At 70.7% G+C, this 7,804-nt stretch carries 10 protein-coding genes; 6 read left to right on the top strand and 4 right to left on the bottom strand.

From position 1 onward, the window contains the following. The first annotated feature begins 161 nt into the window (after positions 1-161). From AOK08_RS26810 to AOK08_RS26835, 6 genes are read left to right on the top strand one after another with little or no spacing between them, the layout of a single operon-like run. Positions 162-644 carry a cupin domain-containing protein gene (locus AOK08_RS26810; protein WP_055530718.1) on the top strand — a complete coding sequence of 161 codons (483 nt, stop codon included), beginning with the start codon at positions 162-164 and terminating at the stop codon, positions 642-644. Next, positions 641-1,909, top strand: coding sequence for a beta-ketoacyl-[acyl-carrier-protein] synthase family protein (locus AOK08_RS26815; RefSeq protein WP_055530720.1), 1,269 nt, complete (start codon positions 641-643; stop codon positions 1,907-1,909). Before AOK08_RS26810 ends, AOK08_RS26815 begins: the two co-directional genes overlap by 4 nt. Continuing rightward, entirely contained in the window at positions 1,906-3,171 is a 1,266-nt protein-coding gene (locus AOK08_RS26820) for a ketosynthase chain-length factor (protein WP_055530723.1), read from the top strand. Before AOK08_RS26815 ends, AOK08_RS26820 begins: the two co-directional genes overlap by 4 nt. Before the next feature lie 26 nt (positions 3,172-3,197). Next, positions 3,198-3,458 (top strand): phosphopantetheine-binding protein, encoded by a 261-nt coding sequence (locus AOK08_RS26825; RefSeq protein WP_055530725.1) that lies wholly within the window; start codon positions 3,198-3,200, stop codon positions 3,456-3,458. A gap of 1 nt (position 3,459) precedes the next feature. Beyond that, complete coding sequence (locus AOK08_RS26830) at positions 3,460-3,939, top strand: SRPBCC family protein (RefSeq protein WP_055530727.1); 480 nt, start codon at positions 3,460-3,462, stop codon at positions 3,937-3,939. A 29-nt stretch (positions 3,940-3,968) separates the two neighbouring features. After that, complete coding sequence (locus tag AOK08_RS26835) at positions 3,969-4,298, top strand: TcmI family type II polyketide cyclase (protein WP_055530729.1); 330 nt, start codon at positions 3,969-3,971, stop codon at positions 4,296-4,298. A gap of 69 nt (positions 4,299-4,367) precedes the next feature. On the opposite strand, the gene AOK08_RS26840 is transcribed toward AOK08_RS26835, so the two are convergent. The 4 genes from AOK08_RS26840 to AOK08_RS26855 all read right to left on the bottom strand — a co-directional run. Beyond that, a complete protein-coding gene (locus AOK08_RS26840) occupies positions 4,368-5,423 on the bottom strand; it encodes a methyltransferase (protein WP_055530731.1) in 1,056 nt (351 codons plus the stop codon). 55 nt (positions 5,424-5,478) lie between these two features. Beyond that, complete coding sequence (locus AOK08_RS26845) at positions 5,479-6,558, bottom strand: right-handed parallel beta-helix repeat-containing protein (RefSeq protein ID WP_055530732.1); 1,080 nt, start codon at positions 6,556-6,558, stop codon at positions 5,479-5,481. A gap of 76 nt (positions 6,559-6,634) precedes the next feature. Then, positions 6,635-7,315, bottom strand: coding sequence for a class F sortase (locus tag AOK08_RS26850; RefSeq protein WP_079054288.1), 681 nt, complete (start codon positions 7,313-7,315; stop codon positions 6,635-6,637). Positions 7,316-7,435: 120 nt separating this feature from the next. After that, positions 7,436-7,804 (bottom strand): hypothetical protein (locus AOK08_RS26855; RefSeq protein WP_107101057.1); only part of this gene is annotated, 369 nt, incomplete at its 5' end.

The raw sequence follows: 7,804 nt of genomic DNA on the forward strand, positions 1-7,804 counted from the left end.
CTGAAGACGGACCGCAACCTCAACCGCCTCCTGTCGCACGCCGACATGATGCCCGTCACCGACCGCAGCGCGACGCGTTCCTGACGGACCGCCACGGCGCCGGCCGCGCCGACCCCGCCCCGCCCGGACGACGTCCCTGCCCCCACCCGGAGGTGTCAACCATGAACAAGCACCACCCATGCATCGTGGACCTGAGCGACACGGAACCCAACCGCAGACGCGGCGGCGATCTGCGGGCCGTGCTCACTCCCGCCACGGTCGGTTCCACCAGCGGCTTCATGGGCCTGGCGATCGTCCAGCCCGGCGAGCGCATCGGCGAGCACTACCACCCGTACTCCGAGGAGTTCGTGTACGTCGTCGCCGGCAGCCTCGAAGTGGACCTGGACGGCGAGACGCACTCCCTCAGGCCCGACCAGGGCCTGATGATCCCCATCGACGTGCGCCACCGCTTCCGCAACGTCGGTGACGTGGAGGCCCGCATGGTCTTCCACCTGGGCCCGCTTGCCCCCCGCCCCAGCCTCGGGCACGTCGACACCGAGGTGACCGAGACCGCCGCACCCGGCATGGAGTTCGCCGTCGGCGGGCCGGAACGGCTCGCTCCGGACAACGGACAGCCGTCCGAGCGAAGCGGGGCCATACGGTGACCCGGCGGGTGGCTGTCACCGGTATCGGTGTGGTCGCTCCCGGCGGCACCGGGACGACGGCGTTCTGGAACCTCCTCGCCGACGGCCGTACCGCGACCCGGGGCATCACGCTGTTCGATCCGGCGGGCCTGCGCTCGCGCATCGCCGCCGAATGCGACTTCGACCCGTTCGCGCACGGCCTGGACCCGGAGCCGCTCCAGCACGCCGACCGCTACATCCAGTTCGCCATGGTCGCCGCCGCCGAAGCCGTCGGCGACTCCGGACTCGACACCGTCACCCAGGACCCCTGGCGCGTCGCTGTCTCCCTGGGCAGCGCCGTCGGCGGCACCACCCGCCTCGAACACGACTACGTCAAGGTCAGCGCGGGCGGACAGCGGTGGGACGTCGACCACCGGGGCGCCGACCCGCAACTGCACCGGGCCTTCTCGCCCAGCACCCTCGCCTCGGTCGTCGCCGAACAGTTCGGCGCCCAGGGCCCGGTGCAGACCGTCTCCACCGGCTGCACCTCCGGGATCGACGCGGTCGGCTACGCCTTCCACACCATCGAGGAGGGCCGCGCCGACATCTGCATCGCCGGCGCGGCGGACTCCCCGATATCGCCGATCACGATGGCCTGCTTCGACGCCATCAAGGCGACGTCGGACAACAACGACGACCCCGAACACGCCTCCAAGCCCTTCGACGCCCGCCGCAACGGCTTCGTCATGGGCGAGGGCGCGGCGGTCCTCGTCCTGGAGGAGTACGAACACGCCAGGGCCCGGGGCGCGCACATCTACTGCGAGATCGGCGGCTACGCCACCTACGGCAACGCCTACCACATGACCGGTCTGACCAGCGAGGGACTGGAGATGGCCCGGGCGATCGACTCCACGCTCGACCAGGCCCGCCTCGACCCCACACTGATCGACTACGTCAACGCCCACGGCTCGGGCACCAAACAGAACGACCGGCACGAGACCGCCGCGGTGAAGCGGTCCCTGGGCGCCCACGCCTACGACACCCCCATGAGCTCCATCAAATCCATGGTGGGCCACTCCCTCGGCGCGATCGGCGCGATCGAGGTCGTCGCGTGCGTCCTGGCGCTCAAGCACCAGGTCGTACCGCCGACGGCGAACTACGAGACACCCGACCCCGAGTGCGACCTGGACTACGTGCCGCGTACCGCGCGCGAACGCAGGCTCAGGAACGTGCTCTCCGTCGGCAGCGGATTCGGCGGTTTCCAGTCGGCCGTACTGCTGACCGGGGCGGGCGGGAGGACGCGATGACCAAACGGCAGACCAAGCCCAACCGGCGCACCCCGCGCGCGGCCATCACCGGTATCGGTGTGATCGCGCCCAACGGTCTGCGGACCGACGCGTACTGGAAGGCCGTCGGCGAGGGCCTCGTCGTCCTGGACGGGATCACCCGCGACGGCTGCGGACACCTCCCGCTCCGGGTGGCCGGAGAGGTCCGGGGCTTCGACGCCGCGAGCCTCATCGAGGAGCGTTTCCTCGTCCAGACCGACCCGTTCAGCCACTTCGCCATGGCCGCCGCCCAACTCGCGCTCGACGACGCCGGAATCGCCCGGGGCGAGCCCCCGGAACCGTTCGACATCGGTGTGATCACCGCGGCCGGCTCCGGCGGCGGCGAGTTCGGGCAGCGGGAACTGCAGAAGCTGTGGGGCCAGGGCTCCCGGTACGTCGGCCCGTACCAGTCCATCGCCTGGTTCTACGCCGCCAGCACCGGCCAGATCTCCATCCGCGGCGGCTTCAAGGGACCGTGCGGGGTCGTCGCGAGCGACGAGGCCGGCGGCCTGGACGCCGTCGCCCACGCCGCCCGTGCCGTACGGCGCGGCACCGGCGCGGTCGTCGTCGGCGGCGCGGAGGCACCCCTCGCCCCCTACTCGATGGTGTGCCAGCTCGGCTACGCCGAACTCAGCACCGCCGAGGACCCGGCCCGCGCCTACCGGCCCTTCACCAAGGGCGCCTGCGGGTTCGTGCCCGCCGAGGGCGGCGCGATGCTCGTCGTCGAGGACGAGAACCGCGCCCGGGAACGGGGGGCGGCCGTCCGGGCCACCGTCGCCGGCCACGCAGCCACCTTCACCGGAGCCTCCCGCTGGGACCGGTCCCGGGAGGGGCTCGCCCACGCGATCAGGGGCGCCCTCGACGAGGCCGGCTGCGCCCCCGAGGAGATCGACGTCGTGTTCGCCGACGCGCTCGGTGTGCCGGAGGCGGACCGCGCGGAAGCGCTGGCCATCACCGACGCCCTCGGCGAGTACGGCGCCAAGGTCCCCGTCACGGCGCCGAAGACCGGCATCGGGCGCGCCTACTGCGGGGCGCCCGTGCTGGACATCGCCGCCGCGGTGCTCGCCATGGAGCACCGCCTGATCCCGCCCACCCCCAACGTGTTCGACATCTGCCACGACCTCGACCTGGTGATGTCCCGCGCTCGCCCCGCCGAGCCGCGCACGGCCCTGGTCCTCAGCCGGGGACTGATGGGTTCCAACGCGGCGCTGGTCGTGCGCCGCGCAGACGACTCCGCCCGTTGACCGACGGGCGGGAAGGAGACACCCGCATGCTCACCACCCAAGTGACCTACGACGAACTGGCCACCCTCATGAAGAGGGGAGCCGGAGTCACCGTCGACCCCCGCGAGCTGGAGCGGGCCTCGGACACCCCCTTCGGGATCCTCGGCCTCGACTCGCTCGGCCTGCTCGGCATCGTCGGCGAACTGGAGAACCAGTACGGGCGCTCGCTGCCCCCGGACTCGGAGCGCTGCAGGACGCCCCAGGAGTTCCTCGACCTCGTCAACAGCACCCTCAAGGCTGGAGCCTGAAGTGTCCGGACACACCGAGAACAGCATCACCATCGACGCGCCCATCGATCTCGTCTGGGACATCACCAACGACATCGAGAACTGGCCCCGGCTCTTCACCGAGTACTCGTCCCTCGAAGTGCTCTCCCGCGAGGGCGACACGACGGCCTTCCGGCTGACCATGTACCCGGACGACAACGGCACCGTCTGGAGCTGGGTCTCCGAACGGACCGTCAACCGGGCCACCCGCACCGTCCGCGCCCGCCGGGTCGAGACGGGCCCCTTCGCCCACATGAACATCCTGTGGGAGTACAAGGAGCTGCCGGGCGGCGGCACCGAGATGCGCTGGACGCAGGACTTCGCGATGAAGCCCGAGGCGCCGGTCGACGACGACTGGATGACGGACAACATCAACCGCAACACCCGCACGCAGATGGGGCTCATCCGGGACCGGATCGAGCAGGTCGCCCGCGACCGCCAGAACGCCCCCCTGCCCAGCTAGTCACCGGCCCAGCCCAGGAAGGACACCCGATGCACCACGCCCTGATCGTCGCCCGTATGGCCCCCGGCTCGGCGCCGGCGATCGCCGACCTGTTCGCCGCCTCCGACAGCGGCGAACTCCCGCACCTCGTCGGTGTCACCCGCCGCAGCCTCTTCCAGTACGGCGACGTGTACCTGCACTTCATCGAGGCCGACCAGGACCCGGCGCCCGCCATCGCGAAGGTGGCCGGCCACCCCGAGTTCCGCAGCGTCAGCGACAAGCTCTCGGCGTACGTCTCCGCGTACGACCCGCAGACCTGGCGCAGCCCCAAGGACGCCATGGCGCACTGCTTCTACCAGTGGGAGCGCAACAGCGTCTGAGCGACCAAACCCCGAGGCCGGTACCGCGAGTTCGCGGTACCGGCCTCGGGGGTTTCGGCTGTGGTGCGGTCAGGCGGGGACGGTGCACTCGAAGGCGTGCAGATACGCGTTGACGGGGCGGATCTCACCGATGACCAGGCCCGCGTCCGTCAGCCGGTCGACCATGCTCTGCCGGGTGTGCTTCGCACCGCCGACATTGAGGAGCAGCAGCAGGTCCATGGCCGTGGTGAACTTCATCGACGGGGTGTCGTCCACGAGGTTCTCGATCACGATGACGCGCGCGCCTGGCCGCGCCGCCTTCCGGACGTTGGCCAGCGCCCTGCGGGTGCTGTCGTCGTCCCACTCCAGGATGTTCTTGATGATGTACACATCCGCGGTTACGGGGATGTCCTCCCGGCAGTCCCCGGCCACGACGGTCACCCGGGCGGCCAGTGAACCGCCTTCGCGCAGCCGGGGATCGGCGTTGCCCACCACTCCGGGCAGGTCGAGCAGCGTGCCGTGCATCTTGGGGTGCTTCTCCAGCAGGCTGGCCACGACCTGCCCCTGGCCGCCGCCGATGTCCGCGACCGAGGACACCCCGGTCAGGTCCAGCAGGTTGGCGACTTCCCGCGCGGACTGCTCGCTGGACGTCGTCATGGCCCGGTTGAAGACGTACGCGGACTCGGGGGCCTCCTCGTTGAGGTAGGAGAAGAACTCCCGGTCGTACATGTCCTCGAAGACGTTGTGGCCGGAGCGCACCGCCTCGTCCAACTGCGGCCAGACGTTCCACGTCCAGGGCTCGGTGCACCACAGCGCGATGTAGCGGAGGCTGTTCGGGTCGTCCTCGCGCAGCAGCCGGGACATCTGCGTGTGGGCGAAGGTTCCGTCGGGGCGCTCCTCGAAGACGCCCTGGCAGGACAGTGCGCGCAGCAGCCGCCTGAGGGTGTGGGGCTGGGTCTTCACCGCCGCCGCGAGGTCCTCCACGGTCGTGGGCGTGTCGTCCAGGGCGTCCGCTACGCCCAGCCGGGCGGCGGCGCGTACGGCGGCGGCGCAGGCCGCCCCGAACACGAGTTCCCGCAGCCGCATGGGAGCCGGGGGAGTGGGGGGAGCGGCGGAGACGGGCGGAGCCGGGTCAACGGTCGTCATGTGTTTCCTCGCCTCTGTGGTTGGGCCGTCTGGGGGGTGTGGAGCGGGCCGTCGGTCAGCACATCCCCGCGGGTTCGGAGACCCCGCAGGTGTTGCCGCTGAAGGTGTTCTTCTTGCCGGGGTCCCGGTCGGCGAGGTCCGCCGTGCCGTTGCGCAGTACGACGTTGTCGCGGATCTCGTTGTTTTCGTTGGAGGCGCCCACGAAGCTCTTGAACAGCACGATGCCGCCCGACAACGGGGAGTCGCCCACGTTGTCCTCGACCCTGTTCTTCGTCACCAGCGTCGTCTCGGTGCCGGTGAGGACGATGCCCGAGCCCTGGAGATAGGGCAGCCGGGGCGTCTTCGGGCACAGCTTGTTGTTGGCGTTGACGAGGTTCCGCTTGAGGGTCATGGCCCCGGCGCGCGGTGTGCCCTCGTCGCCGACGACGAACATCCCGACGCAGTTGCCGGTCGCCTCGTTGTGCTCGACGGTCAGGTTCCGCAGCCGCCGCACGGTGACGCCGACGCGGTTGCCGACCAGCCGGTTGTGGTCGATGACGACGCCCTTGGAGTCCTGGGCGCCGTCCTCCCGGTCGACGGTGTTGGCGACGAAGAGTCCGGCGTCGCCGTTGTCCTCGGCCGTGTTGTGGGAGAACACGGCCCGCACGGACCTCTCCTGGGCGATGCCCCACTGCCCGTTCTTCTCCGAGGTCACGTTCTGGACCTTCAGCCGGTCGGTCCACGACGCCCACAGGCCGTTCTTGGTGAAGCCCCGGATCGTCAGCGAGCGCAGGGTGACGTCCTTGACGGGACTGCTCTGGGTGCCGGTCACACAGATGCCGTTGCCGGCGGTGGCGCAGGCGTTCCCGGCGGCGGCCGGGTCCGGGACGATGACGGCGGGCCCGGCGACGGAGCCGCGCAGGGTCAGGTCCGGCACCGTGATGCGGACGCTCTCGTGGTAGGTGCCGGGGGAGAGGACGATCGTGTCCCCCGGACGGGCGGCGTCCACCGCCTGCTGGATCGATTCGCCGGGCTGTACCCGGTGGATGCGGAGCGTACGGGGCGCGGTGCGGTGGTCCGCCGGGGCGGCGGCGCCGAGCGCCGACGCCACCACGGCCGCGGTGCATGCGATGAGGGTGATCTGTCGAGTGGTCATATGCCGAAGCTAGGAGCGGGCGTTTCGGCTCGCCACCGCTGATCCCCCAGGTGGGCCCCCACCCGGCGCCGACGGGTCAGACGAGGTGGGCGAAGACGACTAGGTTGTCGGTGTAGTCCTTCACCGAGTGGTCGTAGTCACCGGCACAGGTGATCAGCCGGACCTGGGCCTGCGGGGTGTCGGCGTACACGCGCTGGTCGGGGAAGTCGTCCTTGGCGAACGTCTCGATGTCGTCGACCACGAAGACGGCCGTACGCCTGTCGGACCGGTTGACGGAGAACCGGTCCCCCTTCTTCAGCTCGCTGAGCCCCGCGAAGACGGCGGCGCTGGTCGCCGTGTCGACGTGCCCGGCGATGATCGCGGTCCCCGTCTCTCCCGGGGACACACCGTCCGCCTGCCAACCGACCAGGTTGGTGTCGTCGGCGGGCGGGGGCTGGAGATGGCCCGACTCACCGATGGAGAGGCCGACGAAGGGGGCGCTGACGCCGATGGCCGGGATGAGCAGCCGTGTCGGGCGGGCCCGCGGCAGATGCTTGCCGACCGGCCGCACGGCCGCGGACCTGGGCGTGGCCGACGAGGACGGGGCGTGAGCCACGGCGGCGCGCGGCGCGCGGTCGTCGTTCGTCGACGCGTCGTTCCCGGAGAGGAGAACGACCGCCGGGATCAGGAGTACGACGGTCCACGCGAGCAGACGTACGACAAAGCGCCGCCTGCGCGGCGGCGGTGCGGACTCAAGGGAGGGCAACGAGGTTGCCATCGGGAACCACCTCACTGGAACACGGGCACTGCATGTGGAGGGACGGAACGGGCCGGGCCGCCGCAGTGCGCACAGGCGGATGTGCGCACGCGACGGCCCCGGCTGCTATGTCAGGCATCGTCAGGACGCTGTGTCGGCCGCGTTCCTGCGACGCATCGCGAACGCACCGGCGCCGACGACCGCCAGGGCCGCCAGCCCGCCGGCCGTGACACTCGGAGCCGCGAGCGCGCCGCCACCGGTGTGCATGCCACCGCTGGGCTTCTCGTGCTTGGAGCCCCAGCCGCCCTTGGCGCCCTCCTCGCTGTCCTCCTTGCTCCAGTCGCCCTTCTTGCTCTCGTCCGAGCTGTCTTCCGTGCTCGCCTCGGTGCTGTCGTCCTTGCTCCAGTCCTTCTTGCCCTGGTCGGAGCTGTCGTCCTTGCTCCAGTCCTTCTTGCCCTGGTCGGAGCTGTCGTCCTTGCTCCAGTCCTTCTTGCTCTCGTCCGAGCTGTC

Origin of the sequence: Streptomyces graminilatus, from assembly GCF_001418565.1 — a bacterium.
Classification (GTDB): Bacteria; Actinomycetota; Actinomycetes; order Streptomycetales; family Streptomycetaceae; genus Streptomyces; species Streptomyces graminilatus.